The following is a 2,049-nucleotide window of genomic DNA, read 5'->3' as shown; positions in this document are numbered from 1 at the left end:
ACAGCCCTGGCTTCAACAACTGCGTTGACCAATGGCACTTATTATGCCAGTCAGACTTTAAACAGTTGTGAGAGCGCAAGCCGTGCACAGATCACTGTAACGATCACAGCTACAGCTGCACCAACGGCAAGCAACCAGACTTTCTGCGAAATCTCCAATGCTACGGTTGCGAATTTAGCTGCGGCAGGAACTACGGTTAAATGGTATACCCAGGCAACAGGCGGAACAGCCCTGGCTTCGGGTACAGCTTTAACCAATGGCACTTATTATGCCAGTCAGACTTTAAACGGTTGTGAGAGCGCAAGCCGTGCACAGATCACGGTAACAATCACGGCTACACCAGCACCAACGGCAAGCAACCAGACTTTCTGCGAAATCTCGAATGCTACGGTTGCGAATTTAGCTGCAGCAGGGACTTCAGTTAAATGGTACACCCAGGCAACGGGCGGAACTGCTTTGGCTTCGGGAACAGCTTTGACCAATGGTACTTATTATGCCAGTCAGACTTTAAACAGTTGTGAGAGCGCAAGCCGTGCACAGATCACGGTAACGATTTATCAAACGCCAAAAGGCTTTAATGATACCAGGACTTTAGATTGTGCTGGAAGTTTTAGCTATAATATTCAAACCTTAAATATTAATAATACGGCTAATGGTGGGAATTCGGTTCCGGCATCCTTCACCTGGACAGTAAATTCAAATACGAATGTTACGGGTGCTGCTAATGGAACGGGTAATACAATTACGCAAACTTTAATTAATACGAGTAACAGTATCCAAACAATCGTGTATACCATAACACCAAAGGCAACTGTTACAGGTGGTTGCGTTGGTAATGCATTTACTGTAACGGTATCTGTTCCGGTATGCTCGTCGATATCGATTACAAAATCTGCGGATGTTTCATCAGTTAATAAAGCTGGAAATGTTATTCATTACACCATAACGGTAAGCAATACTGGAAATGCAAATCAAAATAACGTAATCGTTAGCGATCCCTTGCTAGGTGGTGCTTTAAGCAACCCAACAAAAACCGGAAATACAGATAATATTTTAGAAAAAGGCGAAATCTGGACTTACAATGGATCTTATACAGTACTTCAATCAGATTTAAATAATAATGGTAACCCAACAAATAACCTAGGAAAGGTTACCAATACAGCAAGTGTTAGTACCACCGAGTTACCAACGGCAAAGACAGCAACGGCTGATGTTAACATTGCTTTAAGTCCGGCGGTTACTTTAGTGAAAACCGGAACATTAAACATTAATGGAAACTCGATCAGTTACCTGTTTACAGTTAAAAATACCGGTAATGTAACCTTGAATAACCTCGTGATAACAGATAGCAAGGTTACGGGCACTATAACATTGGCTGCTACAACACTGGCACCCGGAATGAGTACTACGGCTACGGCTTCATATACAATTTCTACTGCTGAAAAGGCCTTAGGCTCGGTGAGCAATACCGCTACTGTTAGCGGAAAAGATCCGTTAAATGGCACTGTTTCTGATATTTCGGGAACTACTGAAGGCAACAATACACCAACTGTAACCAATACCGGCGTTTATGCAGTTGATGATGAAGGAACTTTAAATGCAGTAACAGGCGGTGTTGCCGTGAACAATGTGTTGGTTAACGATAAAGTGAACGGTAACCAGGCTACTTTAGCTAATGTGACCATCAGTCAGATTTCGAGTTCAAACCCTAACATCTCTATTGATCCTGCAACTGGAAAAGTAAATGTTCTTCCGGGTACACCTGTAGGAACATATACATTGGTTTATCAGATTGAAGATAAAGCAAACCCTGGAAATGTAAAAGAAGCGACTGTTACGGTTCACTTGATTAGCGGAGCGATATTAGCTGTTGATAATAGTGGAAGTGCAAATAGTGTTACCGGCGGAACGGCGGTTGCTAATATTCTGGGTAACGATACCTACAATGGTGGTGCACAAGCAAACCTATCTAATGTCACCATTACCAACGGTACAAACGATAGCAATGGTAAAGTAACACTCGATCCGGCAACAGGCGCGGTAAGTGTG

General features: G+C 42.9%; 1 protein-coding gene. It reads left to right on the top strand.

Annotated elements, in window-relative coordinates; translation table 11 throughout:
• The coding region (locus AC07YT_RS25030; RefSeq protein ID WP_494945583.1) for a beta strand repeat-containing protein at nucleotides 1–2,049 on the top strand (2,049 nt) is incomplete at both ends.

This window comes from Pedobacter sp. GW460-11-11-14-TSB4 (assembly GCF_059423705.1).
The sequence above is the reverse complement of the archived record's forward strand: the minus strand, read 5'-3'. Positions and strand labels throughout refer to the sequence as shown.